This is a genomic window from Paenibacillus sp. JT31N7 (assembly GCF_059692095.1).
Window position 1 is genome coordinate 546721 of record NZ_JCAUAT010000002.1, and the last position, 21780, is coordinate 568500.

At 50.6% G+C, this 21780-nt stretch carries 18 protein-coding genes and 3 pseudogenes; 6 read left to right on the forward strand and 15 right to left on the reverse strand.

What is annotated here, in order from left to right; translation table 11 throughout:
* Positions 1-60: 60 nt before the first annotated feature.
* The 11 genes and pseudogenes from AC58P5_RS12755 to AC58P5_RS12805 form a co-directional block, all read right to left on the reverse strand.
* Positions 61-1560, reverse strand: a complete 1500-nt coding sequence (locus tag AC58P5_RS12755) for a sulfatase (protein ID WP_497386958.1) — start codon at positions 1558-1560, stop codon at positions 61-63.
* Positions 1561-1585: 25 nt separating this feature from the next.
* Positions 1586-2449: a carbohydrate ABC transporter permease gene (locus AC58P5_RS12760; protein WP_497386960.1), complete on the reverse strand. Its 864-nt coding sequence runs from the start codon at positions 2447-2449 to the stop codon at positions 1586-1588.
* Positions 2450-2468: 19 nt separating this feature from the next.
* Positions 2469-3386, reverse strand: coding sequence for a carbohydrate ABC transporter permease (locus tag AC58P5_RS12765; RefSeq protein WP_497386962.1), 918 nt, complete (start codon positions 3384-3386; stop codon positions 2469-2471).
* Between the two features lie 95 nt (positions 3387-3481).
* Complete coding sequence (locus AC58P5_RS12770; protein ID WP_497386964.1) at positions 3482-4786, reverse strand: ABC transporter substrate-binding protein; 1305 nt, start codon at positions 4784-4786, stop codon at positions 3482-3484.
* Between the two features lie 368 nt (positions 4787-5154).
* Positions 5155-5400: pseudogene (locus tag AC58P5_RS12775) on the reverse strand (transposase); the annotation flags it as partial.
* Between the two features lie 633 nt (positions 5401-6033).
* A complete protein-coding gene (locus AC58P5_RS12780; protein ID WP_497386966.1) occupies positions 6034-7128 on the reverse strand; it encodes a DUF3472 domain-containing protein in 1095 nt (364 codons plus the stop codon).
* A 118-nt stretch (positions 7129-7246) separates the two neighbouring features.
* The gene (locus tag AC58P5_RS12785; RefSeq protein ID WP_497386968.1) at positions 7247-8521 is read right to left on the reverse strand and encodes a Gfo/Idh/MocA family protein; all 1275 of its coding nucleotides are present in this window, start codon (positions 8519-8521) and stop codon (positions 7247-7249) included.
* Positions 8522-8535: 14 nt separating this feature from the next.
* Positions 8536-10152 (reverse strand): extracellular solute-binding protein, encoded by a 1617-nt coding sequence (locus AC58P5_RS12790; RefSeq protein WP_497386970.1) that lies wholly within the window; start codon positions 10150-10152, stop codon positions 8536-8538.
* 75 nt (positions 10153-10227) lie between these two features.
* Positions 10228-11109 carry a carbohydrate ABC transporter permease gene (locus AC58P5_RS12795; protein ID WP_497386972.1) on the reverse strand — a complete coding sequence of 294 codons (882 nt, stop codon included), beginning with the start codon at positions 11107-11109 and terminating at the stop codon, positions 10228-10230.
* A 15-nt stretch (positions 11110-11124) separates the two neighbouring features.
* Entirely contained in the window at positions 11125-12027 is a 903-nt protein-coding gene (locus AC58P5_RS12800; protein ID WP_497387580.1) for an ABC transporter permease, read from the reverse strand.
* Between the two features lie 426 nt (positions 12028-12453).
* Positions 12454-13482, reverse strand: coding sequence for a LacI family DNA-binding transcriptional regulator (locus AC58P5_RS12805; RefSeq protein WP_497386974.1), 1029 nt, complete (start codon positions 13480-13482; stop codon positions 12454-12456).
* Between the two features lie 185 nt (positions 13483-13667).
* Between AC58P5_RS12805 and AC58P5_RS12810 the strand changes: the two genes are divergently transcribed.
* From AC58P5_RS12810 to AC58P5_RS12835, 6 genes and pseudogenes are all read left to right on the forward strand, one after another.
* Entirely contained in the window at positions 13668-14222 is a 555-nt protein-coding gene (locus AC58P5_RS12810; protein WP_497386976.1) for a helix-turn-helix domain-containing protein, read from the forward strand.
* 181 nt (positions 14223-14403) lie between these two features.
* Positions 14404-15450 carry an L-threonine 3-dehydrogenase gene (gene tdh, locus AC58P5_RS12815; RefSeq protein WP_497386978.1) on the forward strand — a complete coding sequence of 349 codons (1047 nt, stop codon included), beginning with the start codon at positions 14404-14406 and terminating at the stop codon, positions 15448-15450.
* Between the two features lie 18 nt (positions 15451-15468).
* The gene (locus tag AC58P5_RS12820; protein ID WP_497386980.1) at positions 15469-16647 is read left to right on the forward strand and encodes a glycine C-acetyltransferase; all 1179 of its coding nucleotides are present in this window, start codon (positions 15469-15471) and stop codon (positions 16645-16647) included.
* Positions 16648-17152: 505 nt separating this feature from the next.
* A pseudogene (locus AC58P5_RS12825) lies at positions 17153-17269 on the forward strand (IS1595 family transposase); the annotation flags it as partial.
* A gap of 138 nt (positions 17270-17407) precedes the next feature.
* Complete coding sequence (locus AC58P5_RS12830; RefSeq protein WP_256123863.1) at positions 17408-17821, forward strand: hypothetical protein; 414 nt, start codon at positions 17408-17410, stop codon at positions 17819-17821.
* 539 nt (positions 17822-18360) lie between these two features.
* Positions 18361-18744 carry a hypothetical protein gene (locus AC58P5_RS12835; RefSeq protein WP_497386982.1) on the forward strand — a complete coding sequence of 128 codons (384 nt, stop codon included), beginning with the start codon at positions 18361-18363 and terminating at the stop codon, positions 18742-18744.
* Between the two features lie 465 nt (positions 18745-19209).
* On the opposite strand, the gene AC58P5_RS12840 is transcribed toward AC58P5_RS12835, so the two are convergent.
* From AC58P5_RS12840 to AC58P5_RS12855, 4 genes and pseudogenes are all read right to left on the reverse strand, one after another.
* The gene (locus AC58P5_RS12840) at positions 19210-20181 is read right to left on the reverse strand and encodes a hypothetical protein (RefSeq protein ID WP_497386984.1); all 972 of its coding nucleotides are present in this window, start codon (positions 20179-20181) and stop codon (positions 19210-19212) included.
* 148 nt (positions 20182-20329) lie between these two features.
* A pseudogene (locus tag AC58P5_RS12845) lies at positions 20330-20477 on the reverse strand (Tn3 family transposase); the annotation flags it as partial.
* Positions 20478-20484: 7 nt separating this feature from the next.
* Positions 20485-21435: a helix-turn-helix transcriptional regulator gene (locus AC58P5_RS12850; RefSeq protein ID WP_497386986.1), complete on the reverse strand. Its 951-nt coding sequence runs from the start codon at positions 21433-21435 to the stop codon at positions 20485-20487.
* A 75-nt stretch (positions 21436-21510) separates the two neighbouring features.
* A complete protein-coding gene (locus tag AC58P5_RS12855; protein WP_497386988.1) occupies positions 21511-21774 on the reverse strand; it encodes a hypothetical protein in 264 nt (87 codons plus the stop codon).
* Between the last annotated feature and the right edge of the window lie 6 nt (positions 21775-21780).

The following is a 21780-nucleotide window of genomic DNA, read 5'->3' on the forward strand; positions in this document are numbered from 1 at the left end:
TTATAGGAACGAAGGGTATGCCTCTTTGTGATGTCTCTTGTCGAGACATACCCTTCGATTCTATTGCAAACCTAGCCGCAAATACTGATCATCCGGTGATTCATGATCCTCCAACGCTTTGTGCAGCAGCTTGATCATCCTCCGCTCTATCTCCTCATCGTGAATCGGATGATTCTGTCCATAGTCGTCTATGTTATGGAAGAGCAGATTTTCCTGGATAAATGAGCCGTTGATATGGAAGGATTGGGTCTGGTCTTTCATTTGCACATTATCGCCCGGTATTTTGTACACAGGGAAATCTGTCCACTTCAAAAACGGTCCCATTTCGATTCGGCTCGGGTCGACAATATGATCCAGTCCGTAGTAATGTCCTATCGTTGTGGGCATTGCCGTATACAGATGAATCGGTGAATTGTTTCCCCGGGATGACGCTCTGAAGTAGGTGTATTCCCCGTCCGTAACATTCACGTTTTTCCCGAAATAGCCGTATAAAGCGCAGTCTCGGATAGCGGAAACTTCTCCGCGTATCAAAGGCAGCCACGATTTCCCATGCAGCTTGTTTCGGCAGCGGCTTGCGTCCACGCCAAAATGCTCCAGCAAGGTCGGGAACACATCGATGTTCTGCGTCAGGGCATCAATCCGCTTCCCGGCATGCATGCCTCCGGGCATGTGCACCATGAGCGGTATATGGCAGATTTGGTTGTACGCCGGCATTACATTTTTGGCCATAAAGTTATGCTCGCCGAGCATATAGCCGTGATCGGAAGTAAAGATCAGCAAGGTGTCTTCCCACATTCCCTGACGGTCCATGGCATCCAGCAGCTTGCCGACCCAGCGGTCCGTCATCGTCAGCAATGCGGCATACCGCTTCCGGATATGCTTGATCGCATCATCCGGCACATTCACGCGACCGTACTCCGGCCAATAGTAGGACGGCCCATTGTAATCGTCCCCGTAGGCTTCCAATTCGCTCTCCGGCAGATCAAACGGCTCATGGGGGTCGAATGCCTCAACCCATAAGAGATAGTTGTCCGCCTCCCGGTTATCCTCAAGCCAATTCAGAGCGGAGCGAATTGTTTTTGGCGAAGAATAGTCTTCCTCGGCCTGAAACATCGTTCTGTTGAGCGCGTATTGCGGCATAAATTTGCCGATCTGCTCCGGTTTCTCCGGCTGATTGACCCTGGAAACCAAACAATCGAGCTCCTGGCCGCGGATAAAATCCCAAGTATTGAATTGTTGACAGTAATTCTCCCCGCCTACCCGGAAATAATGATAATGATCCGTTGCAATATGAGAAAATACGCCGTTATCCCGCAGCACCTGCGGCAACGTATGGTCAAATGGCTCTATCGGCCCCCAGTTGCGTTCAAGAAAACCCAGCCGCCCCGTCAGCATATCCCTCCGGGCAGGCATGCACGGCAGGGAGCCTGACCAGTGGTTCGTGAAAACGGCGGATTTCTCCGCCAGCCTGTCCAGATTGGGCGTTGCCACGCCCGTTTCGCCATAAGCGCTGAGATAATGCCTGTTAACCGAATCCAGGAGCAATACGATTGCCTTCATAATGCTTTCTCCTTTATCTACGTAATTAGCCCTTTATTCCTGATGTGACAATACCTTGGACAAAGTATTTTTGCGTGAACAAAAACAGAATTAATAGCGGCAGGATAATGATAGTCGTCGCGGCCATCAGAAGGTTCCACTGTACTTGCGTCTCGTCCCGGAACATCGTCAATGCGAGTTGAACGGTTTTCATCTCATCCACGTTAGTTACGATGAGTGGCCATGTGTACTCATTCCATGCTTGAGTAGCCTTCAAAGCAACAAGCGTCGCAAAGATCGGTTTGCTGACAGGCACGTAAATGTACATGAACGTCTGAAACCGGGTTAAACCGTCGATTTTCGCCGCATCATCCAATTCTTTCGGAAAGCCGAGATAAAACTGCCTGAACAGGAACACCCCGAAGGAGCCTGCAACGTAAGGAGCAATTAAGCCCATATACGAATTGATCCAGCCTAATCCGCCTTGTCCGAACATATCATTACCGCCTGCAAAAGGAACATGCTTCAAAATCAAGAATACCGGGATCATTGTTACTTGAGGTGGAATCATTAAGCCGATCAGAGAGATCACGAACAAGATATCTCTGCCTTTAAAATTCAATCTGCCGAAGCTGTAGCCGGCAATCGAGTTAAGCACCAAACTTATAACCACGGTAATAACCGTTACAAAGAAAGAGTTAAAAAAATATCTCCCCCAGTTTCCCCTGCTCATAGCCTCGACATAATTGTGCCAGACCCATGTTTTAGGAAAGAAAATAAACTGCGGAGACATGATATCCCCCATCGTTTTCAGCGATGTGATTACCATTAATACAAAGGGAAAGATCATGAACAATGAAAAGATTAGTACAATGACAGAAAGCCCTATCCTTGTTTTTGAATTTTCCATGCTTCAACAACCACCTTATTTAATCAATGTCATTACCTTGTCCGTATTTGAAATTGACGATGGTAATAACCGCAATAATCGCCAGTAACACCGTGGCCATCGCCGATGAATAACCAAGCTGAAATTCGCCGAAGGCGCGGTTATAGATTTGATGAACAATTGTAGTCGTGGAATTCATGGGCCCGCCGTTGGTCAAAATTTTAATTTGTTCAAATACGTTGAAATTGTTGATCAAGCCTGTAATCAATAGAAAGAATGTGATCGGCTTCAACATGGGGACCGTGATGTAAAAAAACTTATGCAAGGAATTCGCGCCATCGACGGAAGCCGCTTCATATAAATCACGCGGAACCCCTTGCAATCCGGCCAAATAAATGACCATATTGTAGCCTACGAATTTCCATATGCCCATAAGAATCAGGGCAACCATCGCCCAATTTGCGTCATAGAGCCATTGCTTCCCCTGAATTTGGAAAAAGCCCAGAACCGTGTTGGCAATCCCGCGCGACGGTTCGTAAATCCACAGCCAGATCATGGATACTGCGACCATCGAGGTTACGTGAGGCGTAAAAAATCCCGTTCTGAAAAAGGAAAGACCGACCAATTTGTTATTTAAGAGCACGGCAAAGACCAAACCGAGCGCCAATGTGAAAAAGAGCGTAAAAAAGGTATATATCACAGTGTTCTTGAGGGATATCCAGAAAAAAGTATCCGACAGTAACACCTTATAATTTTTGAATCCGATAAAATCCATTCTATTCATGTCATAATTCGTAAAGCTTAAATAAATGTTCATCAAAATGGGAAGCAGGACGAAGACGAATAGAAACAGATAAAACGGTGTGATTAACGCATATCCGATCGGATCATGATCTAGCCGCCGTTTCTTCGATTTTTGTCCTGCTGCCGCTTTATGTGGAACTGTGCTTGCATTCATTGTGTTTCTCCTTCCAGCCAAATATCCCGCTATCCTAAGAAGAAGGTTTGTAGAACTTATGACTTCTAAGCTTTACAAACCAGTCTATCTCTCATTTATTGGCTGATATTTTTCAATTCTTTTTCAACATTCTCCTGCGCATCCTTCAAGGCTTGCTCAGGCGTTTTCTTCATGCTTATTGCTTCTTCGTAAGACTGGATGATGTATTTGTTGTAGAGGGTTAACCAAGGAACAACCGGTTTTCCTTTTCCGTTTTTTACATAGTCCATGAGAACGCTGTTAAATGCCGGATCCACATCGGTAAATTGTTTTTCCAGGGATTTTTTCACTACCGGAATTTTCAAGTCCGTATAGCGCTTCCACACTTGATCGTTGGACATCATAAACTTGATGAATTCGAACGCTTCCTCTTTATGCTTGCTCGCATTTCCGATCGTAAATAGACGGTAACCGTTGAAACCGACTTTCTCTTCCTTCTTAAGCACAGGCACATAACCCAGCTTGTCCTTCAGATCCGGGTTGTTCTTGATGAGATTGCTAATGCCGCTTGTTTGCAAAAAGGACATGGCGGACTTGCCGCTTACAAACGGAATTTCATCTTTTTTCTGATAATTGTAAGGAATGCTGACTTTTTTATTATTCAGATCGACCAGAAACTTCAAGCCTTCTACCGCTTTACTGTCATTCAAAACCGGAACCCCTTGCTGCTCATCAATTAATTTAGCGCCATTTTGCCGTAAGAAGGGCTCAACAAATACGTCCGCGGAAGTAAGCGGAATGTCAAACCCGGCGCGTGTGACGTTGCCGTTGGGATCCCTTTTGGTCAGCTTCTCGGCGTAACTCCCCAGTTCCTCCCAGGTAGCTGGAGGCTTGTTAGGGTCTAAGCCCGCTTCCTGGAAAAAGTCCTTACGGTAAGTCAGAATCTCCGGTGCAGGGAAAAAGCCCAGGCCCAGCGTTTTATCCTTATATTTCCCAGCCGTCAGCGCGCTTTCCATTACATCCCCTTTTTCGTCCCACTTGGCGATGTACTCGTCCAACGGCGCGAAATCGCCTTTGGCCCCCCGGGATCCCATGAAAGCCAGGTACGCGGAGAAAACGTCGGGCATCGTGCCGCTAAGCTTCGCTGCGTTCAGCTTGGTGTCGATATCCTCCGCGGATGAAGGCAATACGGTAGTTTCGACCTTCACATTAGGGTGAAGTTTCTCGAATTCCTTTGCCGCATTGGTGAAATATTCATCATTCCCTTTATCCGCACCCGGAAACCAGAACGTCAGCTTTACCGGATCTTTACTGCTGCCTGTCTTGGCCAGCTCGGCTTCTTTGGAAGAACTGCAGCCTGCCAGGAGGCCTCCTAACATGACCGTACTAAGGGTTAATGCAGATACTTTCTTTACATTCACTTTAAACAACCTCCCTTTTTACTTACCTGAAACCAAGATGTGATTTTTATCATTGCGATGCCTTGCCTTTTTATTATAGATAGCGCTTTCAGTTTGCAGAAGAAAAGAAATATAGGTAAATCCTTCACTTTTTCAGAAGTTTGACGTTATTCAACGAGCATTATCATTACCTGCAGATCAAGAATATTAAAAAATGTATATAAATCATTAAAATATTTAGATTTTTCTTGTTGCAAAAGAATACATGAAAAAAAGGAGTACTCCTTCAAATTTCCCAAGGAATACTCCCACATCTTAGACTATTCAAAGTCAAAATTCCAAATCGATCGTATGACCTCAAGATAACTATTAAGAATCTGTTGGAATTAGCCATCACGCCGCTGGTAGGGTTGAAACATTTGTGTTTGGAACTCACCATTACGATCTCGCGGGACCTGAAGGTGTTTTACATGGCCATACTTGGAATGCAGGGAACGCTTGTAGTAACCATTGCGACTATTGTGCCCGCTCTGATCGCCATTTTCTAAAAAGCTTGTTATTTCGGCTTTCATGATGCGTTCTAGATTGTCCTTAACAAATTGAATGACAAGATTTTCAAATAGCTCTGAGAGCATTCGCAATCCCGAGAATACCCTACTTTTTTGTTGCCTGACTAGGCTCCAAATCTTGGTACACAAACAATTTTACACCGTCAACTCTATTTTGATATCGTTGTTATCACCTCAAAAAATGGATTATTTCCACCATGATAATGTATTGGGCATAGTTTTCGGGTAAATAAAGCTGTACTCCCACCCTTTTTCTAAAGCTAGTCCTCTGCAGTACCGATTACACAACTCTTCTTTTGCAGATAGCTCTTTATCCGGATCATCTTTTATTTGATACAAAAGCCGCGGTTTACCTTGTTTAAATGCAAGTACAGCAGGAATATGAAACCATTCATCTTGTTGTGTAAATATGGAGACTTCAATGGGCTGCACATAATAGCGGTATACAGAAGTATCCAGTTCAAGATAGTAATAAAATAACCGTTCTCCAAGGGATTCATATTCTACTGGCTATTGATTTTTAGGGCTATAGAACATGACCAAACACTAAATATTATTTTGTCTCAATCATATACCCGAATTTGTCTCATTTATTGATCAAATCTGTCTCAATTATAACCGTTACTCACGTCCTTCGCGCCGGAACGCAATGCCCGCCCAACAGGGAGACAGCCGGGCGCCCGGACAGCCCCGTACGGATCAGGCTTTCACCGGAATCGTGACGGACCGCGTGTGGTCGAACAGATCGGTAATCGTCAGTTTGACGTAATACGTCCTGCCCGCCTTAAGGCTCACCGCGAGAGACTGCGAAACCGCCTCGGGCCTGACTTCCGTTTTCGCCGCAAGAGGGTTTCCCGCAAGGGCGGCATTGCCGTAAACGGCTGCGGAAACCTTAAACTGCGGAGAGCTGGAACCAGGTACCTGCCAATTTACGGTCAGCTGCCCGTTCTTGTAGGCGGCGCCGCTTGAAGCCAGCACGATACTGTCGTACACGGGTGAACTCGGCTGATTGACGGTTTTGACCGTGTTGCTCGCAATGGAAGGCGTCGTCGATCCCCCGGCCCGGAACCAGAAATAATCGCCGGCGGTTCCCCCGTCCCAATTGCCCAGAGAGCTGTTGGTCGAAATTCTCTGGCTGGCCCACGAATTCCAGGTGCCGTCCAGCTTCCGGTTGTAGCCGTTCTTGATCCGGCCTTCCCTCACGTTCTGAGCCGTGCCGTTCCAGTCTTCCTGGAACAGACCGAGTCCCCCGTGAAGGGACAATCCGGCGACCGGATGATCGAGAACGGCGATCAGCTTCCACTCGTTCTTCGCCGCATCCTTCACCCACTGTCCGAAACACGTGCCCGTGCAGCCTTCGCTCCAGGTGCGCACAACCATGCGGTACCACTGGCCGGTCTGCCAGGCGTACGGCGTCATGACCTTCATGCCCGTACCTTCTCCCCCGAACGGGGACAGCCGCCCGCCGGGCGCAACGTATACGGCCGTGATCGGAAGGGGGGAATTGATCGGGTCCCAGATCGCGAAATGCACCCGGCGCGGGGCGAAGCTGTTCCCGTCGTCCTGCTGGAAGCCGGCATATCCTCCGCCTTCCGCGCCCTGGTTCCAGTTCTGCGTAGCCCAGTACGTATAAGGAGTCGTCTGCACCGGCATCCAGTCGCTCATCACGAGGTCGGACGGCGAAGGATTGACCGGATTCACATACACGTTATCCGCACTGGCCGCCATAACCGGACCGGACGCGGACAACAGCATCATCAGCACAAGCAGCTGCACGGCAATGAACTTCTTCATTAAAACTGCCTCCTTTAATGAATGGATTCGGACTGCGTCTCACCTGCCGTCCCTTTCGTACTTCCAGCCAAGGATGCCGGGCGGACCCATCACCACTATCGTAAAAACGGGCCGCGGATTATCCGCTTAGTCCGCCCGCATTTTGCGTGAGTGTCCGGGCATATTCCGTCAGTTCGATCGGCGCCCCGCCGTTCAGACGGGATTCTTCGGCCGCAAAAGCCATCAGATGGCTGCGGACGGAGGCGGCCGCCGAGGTGAGGCCTTCCTGACCGCTGTAGCCCCGCACTTCCTGGAGGAAGCTGCGGACGATGCCGCTGTCCCCGCCTCCGTGTCCGGCCGTTTGGACGGGAATCGTAATCTCCGTCTTCTGATGCGTCAGAAAATCGTAGACGATAATCGAATCGCCCTCCGCCCGCAGTTCTCCCCGCGTACCCATGATCTGAATGCGCCGCTCCTGTTCGAACGTAAAGCCGCACATGCTGAACATGGCCGTGGCGCCTCCCTCGAACTCCATGTTCACCACCTGGTGATCGACGACGTTATTGTCGCTGCGGTACACGCAGCGTCCGTAGTCCGTCTCGCGCAGCCCTTTCACGATGCTCTCCTTGGACAGATCGCTCGTGAAGTGCCCGGCCCAGCCTCTGAATTCTTGGCTGAGATAGAACCGCGTGGCGGAGTACGGGCACGTCGGCTCCACCGCGCAGTCGAGGCAGCGATCTGCGGAGCCTTCGGGCGCGTGCGCCCCGTTGAAGTGCATGAGCGAGCCGAACGAGCTTACCCGGCTGCACGGCTTATCCATCAGCCACGACAGGACGTCCATGTCGTGGCACGATTTGGCCAGGATCATCGGACTGGCTTTGTGCGAGTTGTTCCAGTTCCCTCTCACGAAGCTGTGGGCGATATGCCAGTAGCCCACGTTCTCGTTGAGCTGGATGGACACCACCTCGCCGATTCTGCCCTCCGTGATGGCCGTCTTGACCGCCGTCCAGAACGGCGTGTAGCGCAGCACGTGGCAGATCGTGAGCAGCCGGTCGTTGTCCCGGGCGGCCTGCTCCATGTCCAGGCACTCGCGCGGGTCCGGGGACATCGGCTTCTCCAGCAGCACGTGATACTTGGCGGCAAGCGCCCGCATCGTCGGCTCGTAGTGCATCCGGTCCTGGGTACAGATGACGGCGATATCCGCCATTTTGGGCAGGTTCAGCAGCTCTTCCCACGTGTCGTAGCGGTGCTCCTCAGGAATGCCGTGTTTCTCCGCCATTTTCTCCCTGCGTCCGGCATCTGTCTCCGCCACGGCCACGAACTGCAGCTCATGCGGATAATCCAGGGCATAGGGGGCGTAGCCGCCCGCTCCCCGGGCGCCCGCGCCGATTAATATTGCGGTCAATTCGCTCATGTTCTCTCTCTCCCTTAACTGCTCTTGGAGTAGCGGTCCAGTGCAGCCTGATAAATTTGCTTGTAGCGGTCCAGTCCCATTTTGTTCAGGGTTGCCACATAGTCGTCCCACTGGGACAGAGGCGCATCTCCGACGATGAATTTATCTTTCATTTCCGTGACATACGTTTCGATGTCATTGGCAAGCGTCGTCAATTCCTGCTGCTCTTCCGTCGTGAAATTGAAGGCCGGCCAGATTTCCTCCGGCTTGAGTACGTGCGGATCGGCTTTCTTCGAATTCTCTACGGAGGTAGGAAGCCCTTCCGCTCCTTTGAAGTACGCCTGCTTGACGAAACCCGGGTAATACCCGCCCGGCCAGATCAGGTATTGGCTGACCGCCTGGTCGAGACTGAGACCGTCCTTGTTGTTTTTGATGGCGTCCACATAATCGACCGTTCCGTCGCTCTCTTCCTTGTACGTGTCGTCTTTCCAGCCCATGAAGAACATCTTGATGCCTTCCTCGCCGTAAAAATAATCCATCCACCGGACCAGAGCGGCCGGATTTTTCGCTTTATCGGTCAGAATAAACATCCCAATGTTGCCGAGCGGCGAGCCGATATACGTATAGAGCTGATCGCCGTGCGGTCCCTTCAGTACCGGCAGACCGGCGTATCCCTTCTGATTGTAGATCGCCGCAGGATCTACGTTATCCACGATGCCCAGCAGCCCGGCGGTTCCCTTGGCGTCGACTTCCTCGCTTTTCACGGAGGCGATATCCTGCTCCAGCAGGCCGTCTTTGTACAGCTTGTGGATGTATTCCAGCATTTCTTTGTAGCGCGGATCGGCGGGGACAAAGCGGATTTTGCCCGAATCCGGTTCCGTATCGACATATTGGTTGGCGTTGCCGTGATTGCCCAGACCGAAGGAACCTCTCAGATACCCGACAATTCCATTCGTCCCGACTCCGCCCCACGCGATTTCATCCGGCTTGCCGTTCCCGTTCGGATCTCCCTGCTTGAACGCCTTCAGCATCGCCGCGAATTCGTCGAGATTCGTCGGTTCCTTCAGACCCAGCTTGGTCAGCCATTCCGTTTTGACCCAAGGGGTGTTGAAGAAAACGGACCGGAATTCGGGGTCATACAAAGTCGGCAGGCTGTAAATTTTGCCGTCCGGCATGGTGATGCCTTTTTTAATGACCGGGTATTTCTCCATTAGAGCCTTGAGGTTCGGCGCATATTGATCGATGTACTCGTTCAGGGGCAGGAACACGCCCTGCTTGCCGTATTTAAACAAGTCGGATTTCGAGAAAGCGGAAGCGTAAAACAGGTCGGGATACCCGCTGCTCGCCATAAGCAGATTCCGTTTTTCTTTCAAGGCGTCCTTCTGGACCGTCTCCCAGTTGATGTGGATGTTCGTTTTCTTCTCGTATTCCTGCCACAGCTTCAATTTGTTCCAGTCGGCATTGGCGAAAAATTTGGCGGCAAAAGCATTGACCGTGACCGGCTCCTGAACGATCGGGAATCCCGTCGCATTCACGCCCTTCGCCTCCGCCCCTTCCCCGGCGCCTTTCTCACCGCCGCTGCTACAGCCGGACAGCACCGCCGTCGTCAGCGCGCAAGCCAAAACGAGTTTCATCGCTCTCTTTCTCTTCATCTCGTTAACCTCCCTTGTTTAATCGTAACTATCGCGAATATCGCGAATATCGTGAATCGCATATAGGATAAACGATCAGCCTTTGATGGCGCCGATCATAATTCCTTTGACGAAGTACCGCTGAAGGAACGGATAGAGCAGGAACATCGGGAGATTGGCCAGGACGAGAACGGCATATTTGATGCCTTCCACTGCCCGCTGCTGCTTGATCGCCGATTCCGTCGACATTTTGACCATGCTGTCCGTCTGCCCTTGAATAAGAATTTCGCGCAGGACGAGCTGAAGCGGAAACTTGCTTTTGTCGGACAGGTAGAGCAGAGCGTTGAAGAACGAGTTCCAGTGCCCGACCGCATAGAACAGAATGGTGACGGCGATGATCGGCATGGACAGCGGCAGGATGACCCTCGTGAGGATCTGCATATTGGAGCAGCCGTCGATGGTCGCCGCCTCTTCAAGCTCCCCGGGAATCGTCTGCTGGAAAAAGGTCCGCATGATGATGATGTTCCAGATGGACACGGCGCCGGGCAAAATCATGACCCAGAACGAGTTCAGCAGGCCGAGATTTTTGATCAGAATGTAGGTCGGAATGAGCCCCCCGCTGAAAAACATCGTGAACACGAACAGGCCCATGAACAGGTTGCGGCCCACGAAATCTTTGCGGGAAAGGGGGTAAGCCGCCAGAATCGTCATGATCACGTTCAGGCACGTCCCCGTGGTCGTATACAGGAGCGTGTTCCCGAAGCCACGCAAAATGTGGCTGTCCTCGAAAATTTTGGCGTATGAATCCAGCGTCAGCCCTTTGGGCCAGAGCAGCACTTCCCCGTTCATAATGTACTGGGGTTCGCTGAACGAAGCGCTGAGCACGAATACCAGCGGGTACAGGACGATCAGCAGCACCAGCCCGAGAACCAGGTAAATGACGGTGTTGAACAAGCGGTCTTCACGGGTATTTTCCATCTCTTCTCCCTCTTCCTACCATAGGCTCGATTCGCTGAAGCGTTTGGAGATCCAGTTCACGCTGATCAGCAGAATAAAGTTGATTACCGTACTGAACAGGCCGACGGCGGCGGAAAAACTATAGTCCGCGTCGAGAATCCCGCTGCGGTATACGTAGGTATCGATAATGTCGGAACTTTGCATGTTGAGGGTATTCTGCATCAGGAGCACTTTTTCGAAGCCGATGGACATGACGCTTCCCAGATTCAGGATAAGCAGGATAACAATCGTCGGGCGGATGCCGGGAAGGTTAATGTGCCAGATACGCTGGAGCCGGGTCGCCCCGTCCACGCGCGCCGCCTCGTGAAGCTGGTTGTCTACGCCGGCGAGAGCCGCCAGATAAATAATGGAACTCCACCCCATCGTCTGCCAAACATCGGAGAGCACATAGAGCGTTTTGAACCAGGAAGGATCGGCAAGAAAGTTGATCGGTTTAACGCCGAACATCCCGAGAAAGGTGTTGACGAGGCCGTATCTGGGATTGAGGAACATCATCATCATGCCTACAACGACGACCGTGGAAAGAAAATGGGGCGCGTAGGTGACGGTTTGAACGAATTTCTTAAACTTCTGGGATTGGACTTCGTTCATGAGGAGAGCGAGAATAATCGGGATCGGGAATCCGAGCGCCAGGGTATAAAGACCGAGACCGATCGTATTCGTAATGAGACGCTGAAAAAAGTAACTGTTGAAAAACCGCTGGAAATGGTCAAATCCGACCCAGGCGCTGCCCCAGATCCCTTTGTTCGCCACAAAATCCTTGAAGGCGATCTGCAGGCCGTACATCGGCACATAGTGGAACACGATGTAATATAGCACCACGGGCGAAATCAGCAGATAAAGCTGCCAATTGCGGAGAATCCGTCTGCCCAGCGTCATTTTGCGCGGAACCGGACGGGAATGCGTCCCCGTTTCCGGGCCGCCGCGTTTGAGAATAGTTTCAGCCACGTTAAGTCTCCTTCCGGGATTGAAAATTCGTTCGATTCGCTTTCGGACCTGCGAAAAGACTTTAGGGCCGTAAAACGCTTATCCAAAAATCATTTTATATTTGGATAATTTTTGGAATCATTTTCGTCGGAAATCGGGTTCAATTCAATGGATTTGTAGGACTAGCAGGATGATTTCACGTTTAGAAAACGCTTACAAGAAACTTGTTGACCCTAATTTACCAAAACGGCTCGAGGAATGCAACAACTTTTTGGCTAACATGACTCCAAACTTTTTGGATAAAAAGGCGCAGCTAAAAAAAGCCTGACATGGTTCTGTCAGACTCTTGCTTTTGGCTCGCGTTCCCTATGCTCCCGTCTAAGGCCGGATATCGTGAACCGACGATTCCCGGACGATCAGGGAGCAGGGCAGTAAAATCCGCGGCGGAATCCGGTAGTCCTCCTCTACATAGTCGCAGAGGAATTTGGCGGCCAGCTTGCCGATTTCCTGCCGCGGCACATCGATCGAGGTGAGCGGCGGACTCGTGTACTGCGAGAACCCGATATTGTCCATCCCGACAAAGGCGATGTCTTCGGGAATGCGGCACTGCTGTTCCAGAGCGGCCCGCATCGCCGGAATCGCCAGCATGTCGCTGGCGCAGAACAGGGCGGTAGGCCAGTCCGCCCGTGGCAGCTCCTGCAGCATGCCGGTCACGAGCCGGTAGCTCAGGTCCACGTCCCAGTTCGTATTGACGATCCACTCTTTGCGGATCGGCAGGTTGCCCTGGAGCATCGCGAACTGGAACCCGATGAACCGTTCGTCGTTCTCCAGCTTTTTGAAAAAAGCGGGGCCGCCCACATACCCGATCCTCGTATGCCCCTGATCGAGCAGATGCCCCACCGCCATCCGGGCGGCCGACACCCGGTCGCAGTCCACAATGGGCATTTTCAGGGAATCGTCGTTCAAGCTGACGCCGAGAATGGGAATGCCCTGGTTATCCAGCAGCTCGTGAAGCTCCTTGTCGTACCACCCCAGCGCGAGTATTCCCCCGGCTCCCGACTCCGTCAGCATAGCCTGGAAGCGTTCCGCGTCGTTCACTTCCTCGAATGTCCGGACGATGGCGGCGGGCTGTCCCATCTCGGCCATCTTCCCGTGGAATCCCTGGAGCACCTCCGAGAAATACGGATGATTGCCCAGCAGCTTGCCGGGAATGACGCAGGCGATCTGTGTCCGGTTTACGGCCGCTCCCGGGGTATCGTCCAGCGGATAACCGAGCTTCATGGCGGTTTCCCTTATTTTCCGTTTCGTTTCTTCGCTCACCGGCCGGCTCGTATCGTTGCTGATTGCCCTGGACACGGTGGAGATGGAGACGCCGATCACATCCGCAATATCTTTAAGCCTGGTCAAGGATTGTCCGCTCCTTCCTGTTCCTTCTCATCCCTCCCATCTTATCATACACTTGCGTCCGGGAGGCAACCGTTATAGGCAATTGGGCCCAGACGATCAAACTGTCCCGCACGGCCGTTTTCCGCAAAGCCCGATGATGATATGATGGAGGGAAAGCACAGAACGTTTACTACGGAGGTACACAGATGGATAACATGGTTGAACGGGTGGCGGGCAATCTCAAAAAAATCCGCCGCTCGCGCGGGCTCAGCCTGGATAAGCTCGCGGAGCTGACGGGCGTCAGCAAAACGATGCTGGCCCAGATCGAACGGGCGGAATCGAATCCCACCATCACGATTTTATGGAAAATCGCCCACGGCCTGCATATTTCGGTTTCGGCGCTCATCGAGGATGAGAAGCCGTCGGTTACGCTGGTAAAGAAATCCGAGCTGTTTCCGATCTCGTCGGAAGAGGGGAAATATACGGCTTATCCGCTCTTTCCTTACGACGGAAGCTCCCGCTTCGAGATTTATTCCGTGGAGCTTCAGCCCGGCTGCGAATACGAATCCGACCCTCATCACGAGGGAGTGGAGGAATACGTGTCGGTCACCCGCGGCACCCTTGAGATGCAGATCGGCGAGCAGGTGATTGTGGCGGAAAACGGCGACGCCATCCGGTTTCACGCCGACCAAAGTCATATTTACCGGAACAGCACCGACGAGGTGGTTCATATTCAGAGCGTTATTTTATATCCGTTCTAGTCCGGCACCGCTTCGGTCCGGTGCTTCCGGTTTAATCCTTCCCGCAGGAATGTTTTGGGTCCCGCGGGAATTTTTTTGTTTACAGGCCAATCTAATTTGGGTTACTATAGCAGCATTCAGATACTTTATAACGCACATAAGTACTCTATAACGATCATTCCTCAAAAGGAGAATGCCGGTCATGACCCAAACGATGGTTGGACTTGTCAAAGCGCATCGCAGAGCCGGAGCCGTTCTGATGGAGGTGCCCGTCCCCGAATGCGGGCCGGATGAAGTTTTGATCCGCGTCAAAGCGAGCTCGATCTGCGGAACGGATATGCATATTTATCAGTGGGACGACTGGGCCGAACAGCACGTCGTGACCCCCAATGTGTTCGGTCACGAATTTGCGGGCGTCGTGCATGAGGTGGGCTCGCAGGTGAGCCGCGTCCGCGTAGGGGATTATGTGTCCGCCGAGGGCCATATTGTCTGCGGGATGTGCAAACAATGCCGTTCGGGCAACGCTCACGTCTGCCCTCATACGCGAAGCTTCGGCATTACGGCGCCGGGCTGCTTTGCCGACTATGCGGTGACCAAGGCGGTCAACATCATCCCGAACGACAGGGCTCTGCCCTTCGAGCTGGCCTGCCTCCAGGACCCGCTGGGCAATGCGGTCCAGTCCGTGCTGTCCGGCGACATCGTGGGCAAGTCCGTCGTCGTCATGGGCGTAGGCCCGATCGGCCTCATGGCCGTCCAGGTAGCGAAGGCCGCGGGCGCAGGCAAAATCATCGCCGTCGACCTTAACGCGTACCGGCTGGATATGGCCCGGAAGCTGGGCGCCGACGCGACGATCCAGTCGTCTCCCGCGGTCTCGGCCCCGGAGCTGATCCGGGAGATGACGGGCGGCGAAGGAGCCGAAGTCGGCCTCGAAATGTCCGGCAACGCCCGCGCCATCAACGACCTGCTGGAAGCCATGTCCCCCGGAGGCCGAGTCTCTCTTCTGGGTATTCCGGCTCATTCCGTGCCGATCGACCTGTCCCGGCATGTGATTTTCAAGGGACTTCAGGTCCACGGGATAACCGGACGGCGCATGTACAACACCTGGCACCAGATCAAGGGGCTGCTGGACCAGAACCGCATCGATCTTCAGCCGCTCGTCCAGCATACGTTTACACTCGACAGGTACGAGGAAGCTTTTGACTTGATGGCTTCGGGCCAGTGCGCCAAGGTTGTCTTTACTCATATTTAGAAAACGGAGGATGAGCATATGAGCGGATTGGATTATTTGGCGGAAGAACTGGAGCAGCTCAAACGGGAAGGCCGGTACCGGCTGCCCGCCGTATGGGAAAGCGGCTCGGATGTCTGGATGGAACTGAACGGCCGGCGGGTGCTTCAGCTTTCCTCGAACAATTATCTCGGATTTGCCAATCATCCCGACCTCAAGCGGGCCGCCGCGGATGCGGTATACCGCTATGGCGCCGGCAGCGGTTCCGTACGCACGATAGCCGGAACGCTGAAGATTCACGACGAGCTGGAACGGGAGCTTGCCGCGTTCAAAGGAACGGAAGCCGCGCTCGTCTTCCAGTCCGGCTTTACGACGAACCTCGGCGTGTTCTCCACACTGCTGCAGGATGGCGATGTCGTGATCAGCGACGAGCTTAACCATGCGAGCATTATCGACGGAATCCGCCTGTCCAAAGCGGCGCGCAAAATCTACCGGCACAAGGACATGAACGCGCTGGAAGACGTCCTCCGCGCCAGCGGCCAGTACCGGAAGCGCTTCATCGTAACCGACGGCGTGTTCAGCATGGACGGAGACATCGCGCCCCTGCCGGCCATCGTCGAGCTGGCCGAACGCTACGACGCCATCGTCTGCGTCGACGATGCCCATGCCAGCGGCGTGCTCGGCCGCAACGGCAAAGGCTCCACCGACCACTTCAACCTGCACGGACGGGTGCATATTCAGATCGGCACCCTGTCCAAAGCGATCGGCGTGGTCGGCGGTTACGCGGCCGGAAGCCAGGCGCTGAAGGAAGTGCTGATCCACAAGGCAAGGCCGTTTCTGTTCAGCACGTCCCATCCGCCTTCCGTTGCGGCCAGCTGTCTGGAGGCCATCCGCGTTCTCCGCAGCAGCTCGGAGCTGGTGGAACGGATGTGGTCTCATGCCCACGGTTTCCGCAAGGCGCTGATTCAAGCCGGCTTCGATACGGGAGCCAGCGAGACGCCTATTATCCCCATTATTATCGGGGATGCCGCCGCAACGATGCATTTCTCCAATCGTCTGCTGGAGGAAGGCGTTTTCGCCCAGGGGATCGTCTTCCCTACCGTCGCCGCCGACAAAGGCCGCATCCGGATGATCATTACGGCCGCCCACTCGCAAGACGATTTGGACTTTGCCCTAGAGGCGCTCAAAAAAGTGGGACGCGAAACGGGTCTTATTTCATAAGCAAAAACCTGCCCCGGCTGTTTGGCAATAGGCCGCGGGGCAGGTTTTTTAGGTTAGGGCGGGAGGTAGCAGCAACAATTATCAAAAACAAAATACAACCCTACTTTTTCATCTTCGTCCCCCAAAATATTTGTTAATATTTAGGTCAAATATAGTACAATAGAACTAACTTAGTTGAAATTACTAACATCTACCTAGGGTACAAAGTGAATTACAAAAGTGAGAACTTCAAACGTATGGAAACAAAAATGGCCATGTTAAATCCCGTTCTCTACCAAAACCTGTGATTGAATGCACAAATTAGCGCTTTACAACGATCCCGGTAGTTTAATAAGTGTAATTAAGTATGTCAGAGAAAAAAATGTATGAAACGAACCAACAAAAAAACATGCAGCAGCCTATTCATTTTCAACAAGTTGACGTAGTAGATCAGCTTGAGAAACTAGCTAGGCTTAAAAATCAAGGAAAGCAATACCGTTGAAGGTATTGCTTTTTTTCTTTGGCTATGGCAGCAGCTGCCTTGGACGATAGCAGCAAGCGTGAACTTATTAACTTTTTGCGGTCCCGAGCCAAGGGAATGACAGCTCCGATTCGAGCAATAGATGAAATCCAAGAGCAAAAGCAAATAAAGATGGTCTTAATGTTAAGCTGGCGGGCTGAAGAACTTGGCCATTGGCAAATAATTCATAACCAAAAAGCTTTGGTATACATACAATAGCCCCATGACAATTGACTATAACAATTAAGTGGAGGATGTTTTATGACTAACGAACTCATGCCCCATTATGCTTATGCTGGCGAATCTTATTGGGGGTTACCGGCGGTTACGGCGGATCGGCAGCCACATCCAGTTTTAGTTGAAGCAAGACAAACTGCCCCAAATCAAATTTTAATGACATATGATCAACGGTCTGATTTAGCGTCAGCAACCAATGTTTCGAATTACTGGATTAGAAGTAATATGGGTCCTGCGGGTATCGCAAGCGTGGGCATGAATGAAGCATTAACGGCAGCCAATGCAATACGTCCTGATATGGCGATGATTACACCTGCAGACAATTCTAGAATGAGATTTCTTATGACATTCAGGGCTAATGCTATGCGTGGAGTCATGTATACCGTGCTCCCTTGTTTTGTTAATTTAGAGGGGATGACGGCATGCCCATCAAGTTAAGATTTTGAGACACCCCCATAACGAAAAATTTTATCTTTTTATTCTTTTTATAGTTATTTATGACAGATCGATTCATTTTTTTCGTTTTGGGTGACATTGAATTTCTTAGCTTGATGGGCATGTGAGGTGACCCCTGTTAGCTCCCCGATCTATGGGAGCTTACAGACTGTTAATCGCTTCAATTTTAGGGACGATAAACCGCGGGATCAAAAAACCTTTTGTTTGAATCAATTTCATAAATCGAAAGCCTTACTGGGCTTGAAATTTTAAGGCATAAAAAAGGAGTACCTCCCCAAATCTCGAAGTGTTTAGTACCACTACCACATACTAGAGAGAGAAAGGAAGAACTCCAGATGTATAGTATTCGACATTACAACCATGAACGCATTCATCAATCGGATACAGCACGCCATCTGATTTTGAATGCCAGTACTACTTTAATACGTTAAATCTTTAAATTCTGTGTCTACTATCTTGACAGAGGTTCAAAGATAACAAAAGTAAATAAAACACGAATTTTATTAGATTGGAATGATAACATGAATTTAATGGAACTAAGAATACCACAAGGTTTCGCTATTTATTATAATAGGTTTTATGATGTTGAACCGATATCAGACCCCAATGAAGATGATTTCTTAACAAATTGGACATTCTTTACACAAGACCTACTTCAAATAAGTAAAATGGAAATTGAAAAAGGGAGTTGGAATGTACCTAAAGATGAAAATAGAAGGATACATATTGTTTTAGGGTGGTATCCAGATTCAAGAGCGAGCGGCGAGTATGGATTAGCAATCACTAATGGGAAATGGGATACGCTAATGGAAATTAGTTCAAGGGATAGGTTTGAGATAAAACAGACGCTTGAAAAATGGTTAGAAAAGTTGAACGAAGATCAGAATTATTTTAAAAATGGTTGATGTTTAAGTTGACTTAAGCTTTATTTATCTTTAGAGGAAAAAAGGTTGAAGCCATTTAGGGGTCATACCACATACCCATCAAGTTAAGCTATAGGCTTTAGATGAATGCACGGTATCTTCAAGCATTTTAGTAAATTTTGATGATCATGGATTTCCGTATCCTAAAAATAGGTACAATAAAGAAACAATGAACTGGCCATTTTCAAAAAAATGATCTAGGCTGCTTGTTTTCTAGATATGGTACTTTCGTAGACGACACCTAAAAGGGGTCAGCTCACGAAAAGGAAAATAATGCACGCTAAGCCCCGATATGTCCAGTTAAAATGCTTGCCAACCTTATGGTTGTAGTCCTATGTCAGGTTGAAGTGCACTTGTAATTGGCGTCAAGTCACAGTCAAAATAGCGTCTAGATAGGGTCGATTTAACCTTTTTCTGACGACTTATTCGCTACTTCTATGACTCTAGTCATTCGCTGCTTCCTTCCTTTCCGTTCCATATTGGATATGTTTTGTTTCGTGACGGGCCAAGCGACACATCACGACGGTTTTCCGTCTTCAACTCCACAGGGACATTGGCCCTTCTTGCGATTGCAAACAGATGATGTAAAAACGAATCCCAGTCGTCTTCGATGGCACGGTAACGCAGTGACGATAGGGCCACTTCCTTGCCGTTCTGCTGTATAACCGCCACATGAATGTTCAATCTCCCGCGTCCTTCCACCGTCGGATCGACGACAATCCGACGAACGGACGATAGTTCCAGCCGCTTATGTCCAATTGTCATACAAGGGGGCTGCTGTTCGAAGACAACGAGCCTCCGCTTCGTACCGAACGTCACCCGATCCGACGTACGAAACGCTTGTTTAGCTGTCTGCCATTTGCGTACCTTCTCCGCATTGCGCTCCCGGTTGCAGTCTAGCAAGTAATTCGCCACAACCACCTCACGCGCATAGTCTTCCAAATCGAGCCGGTATATCCCTTTGGCAGTGCGTACATCGTATACGGACATCCACGAAGTGATCAAGTTATTGCGGCGGTAGTGCTGGTTCACTCCCAGAATGTCGCTGCTCCTCCATGCAACATCGTTGCCGTTGAGACGAAAACAAAGCGATCCATCCTCAAAACGCAGTTGCTCTGGCTTATGCTCAGAACGTTTGGCAAGGCGTGGAAAGGCGCCAACAATGGTTAGGACAAACACGCCGCCGCAAATCCATGCATTGAGACGCTGCATTCCGAGAAAAGAACTGCTGCTCCAAGAGCCGATCAAGGTAAGCAGCTCGAACACAAGCAGCACGACATAAAGAGCTGCTGCAAAAAGCAGCCCCATCTTGATCACATCAAACAAACGTTTCGAGTAGGGCTCAAGCTGAAATTCCTGATCCTTCATTGAGATGTGATACTGCAAAGTCCCCCAGTTCTTTCGCCTGCTATTCTTCATTCTGTTCACCTCTGCCGACTGAATGATTGCCATACACCATGACGTAATAAATCGTTGAAGTTAATATACCATAAGGGGTACCGTTAGGAAAATGTGGATTTACAACGATAAGCCCATTTCCCTGACGATTCCCCCATTTTTAACAACGTTAAGAAAGTTTTAGTGGTCTTAAAGATTCTAATGAGATACGAATTAAAATGGTATTCTCCAAACAAATTAATATGTTCCCAGCCTAAAGGTGACATATGGTGCAATAAGTCTTCATTAAAACTACCTGTCCGTTTTTGATATTCAACTGTCCCATCACTTGTACAGCTCCACCCATTGGTTTAGCTGCTGCTTCAGCTTCTCGCGGACCGCCTTCGGCTCCAAAATTTCCGCCGCCGGACCGTACTGCATCACCCAATTGAGAAACTCGCGCTCATTGTTGACCGTCACCTCGAAAATAAGGCTCCCGTCCTTCCGGTCGCGCATACGCGGATGAACGAATAACTCTTCTTCCTTAATATATCGCGCCACCTCGGCGTTGAACTTCACCTTGAACGTCATGTTTTTGTCCCCGCGCTCGATGGACCAGGTGTTCTTGAGATACTGCCGGATGTTGAAATCCCCTTTCTCAAAAGCCTGCCCGGTCACTTCCACCTGCTGAAAACGGCTCATCCGGAACGTGCGGATCTCCCGCTTCAAATGACAATACCCGATGAGATAAAAGCGCTGCTCGCGCGGAACGAGGTAATACGGATCGATCTGCCTCTCCGTCGTTTTGTTGCGGGACATCGTATGATAGACGGTTGAAATGGATTTCTGATCCAGAATGGCACAGATAATGGTCTCCAAAAAATTCGGATGCTCCTGCCGGTAAGCGGGCGCTCCCATCTGGATAATGTCCGTAATATTCTGCACGATGTCGCGGTGGTGGCTCTTTTCCTTTCCGTGCGTGGCCATTACCTTATGATAAGCCTGGTCAAACCCAGGCGGCAGCTTTTCCGTATCAATGACCGAGGGAAGCATCGAGAAAACGAGCGCCTCCTGTTCCGTAAAGTTTAACGGGTACAAGAAAAACTTCCCCATAAACCGGTACCCGGTCCCCCTGCCGTCGTTGGTGATCGGCGCTATCAGGCTTAATGTAGCGAGATCCCGGTAAACCGTTCGGGGATTGATTCCGCATTTACGGGCGATGTCCGAAGCCGAGATTCCGGGATTGGCTTGAATGGCCAGAATAATATGAAACAATCGGATGACTTTGTCCATCATAAGGGCCTTGTGTCACTCCATTCCGTTAGGTCTATGTGCCTATAGGAGTTAATTCGACACCGGCCCCGGACCTTCCTACTCCTTCCATAAAAACAGAAAACCGGAAGAGATTCCGGAAGGCAGGCTCCCGTTTCCAGACATGGCAGCGGAATTCCTTTGACCTTGCTCCAGAGCTTGCTCCCGTCGTTGCTCCAGACCTTGCTCTTGCTCTTGACCTTGCTCTTGCTCTTGACCTTGTTCTTGCTCTTGACCTTGTTCTTGCTCTTGACCTTGTTCTTGCTCTTGACCTTGTTCTTGCTCTTGACCTTGTTCTTGCTCTTGGCCTTCCTCTTGTCCCAACTCCTT

Bases quoted from the DNA above. Each gene is read 5' to 3' on its own strand.
- AC58P5_RS12800 (WP_497387580.1), bottom strand. From the start codon at position 12,027: ATGACGCTGGGCAGACGGATTCTCCGCAATTGGCAGCTTTATCTGCTG.
- AC58P5_RS12850 (WP_497386986.1), bottom strand. From the start codon at position 21,435: ATGATGGACAAAGTCATCCGATTGTTTCATATTATTCTGGCCATTCAA.
- AC58P5_RS12780 (WP_497386966.1), bottom strand. From the start codon at position 7,128: ATGAAGAAGTTCATTGCCGTGCAGCTGCTTGTGCTGATGATGCTGTTG.
- AC58P5_RS12840 (WP_497386984.1), bottom strand. From the start codon at position 20,181: ATGAAGAATAGCAGGCGAAAGAACTGGGGGACTTTGCAGTATCACATC.
- AC58P5_RS12765 (WP_497386962.1), bottom strand. From the start codon at position 3,386: ATGAATGCAAGCACAGTTCCACATAAAGCGGCAGCAGGACAAAAATCG.
- AC58P5_RS12795 (WP_497386972.1), bottom strand. From the start codon at position 11,109: ATGGAAAATACCCGTGAAGACCGCTTGTTCAACACCGTCATTTACCTG.
- AC58P5_RS12760 (WP_497386960.1), bottom strand. From the start codon at position 2,449: ATGGAAAATTCAAAAACAAGGATAGGGCTTTCTGTCATTGTACTAATC.
- AC58P5_RS12755 (WP_497386958.1), bottom strand. From the start codon at position 1,560: ATGAAGGCAATCGTATTGCTCCTGGATTCGGTTAACAGGCATTATCTC.
- AC58P5_RS12835 (WP_497386982.1), top strand. From the start codon at position 18,361: ATGAATTTAATGGAACTAAGAATACCACAAGGTTTCGCTATTTATTAT.
- AC58P5_RS12790 (WP_497386970.1), bottom strand. From the start codon at position 10,152: ATGAAGAGAAAGAGAGCGATGAAACTCGTTTTGGCTTGCGCGCTGACG.
- tdh (WP_497386978.1), top strand. From the start codon at position 14,404: ATGACCCAAACGATGGTTGGACTTGTCAAAGCGCATCGCAGAGCCGGA.
- AC58P5_RS12785 (WP_497386968.1), bottom strand. From the start codon at position 8,521: ATGAGCGAATTGACCGCAATATTAATCGGCGCGGGCGCCCGGGGAGCG.
- AC58P5_RS12830 (WP_256123863.1), top strand. From the start codon at position 17,408: ATGACTAACGAACTCATGCCCCATTATGCTTATGCTGGCGAATCTTAT.
- AC58P5_RS12810 (WP_497386976.1), top strand. From the start codon at position 13,668: ATGGATAACATGGTTGAACGGGTGGCGGGCAATCTCAAAAAAATCCGC.
- AC58P5_RS12820 (WP_497386980.1), top strand. From the start codon at position 15,469: ATGAGCGGATTGGATTATTTGGCGGAAGAACTGGAGCAGCTCAAACGG.